The organism is Frankia sp. Hr75.2, from assembly GCF_949319125.1.
Taxonomy (GTDB): domain Bacteria; phylum Actinomycetota; class Actinomycetes; order Frankiales; family Frankiaceae; genus Parafrankia; species Parafrankia soli.
This window is the reverse complement of the sequence record NZ_CASGGV010000227.1, coordinates 1-564: the sequence shown is the minus strand read 5'-3', so window position 1 is coordinate 564 and position 564 is coordinate 1. Positions and strand designations below refer to the sequence as shown.

Genomic DNA, 564 nt, shown 5'->3' with positions numbered 1-564 from the left:
GTTGAGGGTCGCGGCGATGGTGGCGAGTTCGTGGCGGGTCCAGCGGGACAGGTCGGTGCCCTTGGGGAAGTACTGGCGCAGCAGCCCGTTGGTGTTCTCGTTCGTGCCGCGCTGCCAGGGGCTGTGCGGGTCGGCGAAGTAGACCCCGAGACCCGTGCCGGCGGTCAGTGCCGCGTGTCCGGCCATCTCCTTGCCGCGGTCCCAGGTCAGGGTCCGACGCAGCTGCTCGGGCAGCTCCGCGAACGCTCGTGTGATCGCGTCCCGGACAGCGTCGGCGCCGCGGCCCGCCAGCGCCGGACCGTTCTTCACCCGCGGTTCGTGGCCGTAGCCGTCCATGCGGGGCAGGTGCAGCAGGACCGTGAGCCGGGTGGTGCGCTCGACCAGCGTGCCGATCGCGGACCGGTTCAATCCGATGATCAGGTCTCCTTCCCAGTGCCCCGCGACCGCCCGGTCCGCGGCCTCGACCGGCCGGGCACCGATCCGCACCTCGGGCGTGACCATGCCGTCGCCGCGGCGTCCGGCCCGCGCGCGTGGCATCCGCAGCGCGCGGCCCGTGCGCAGGCA

Annotated in this window: 1 protein-coding gene; it reads right to left on the bottom strand. The window is 73.6% G+C overall.

The window, feature by feature from the left end:
* The coding region (locus AC559T_RS16725; protein ID WP_498869333.1) for an IS30 family transposase at positions 1–564 on the bottom strand (564 nt) is incomplete at both ends.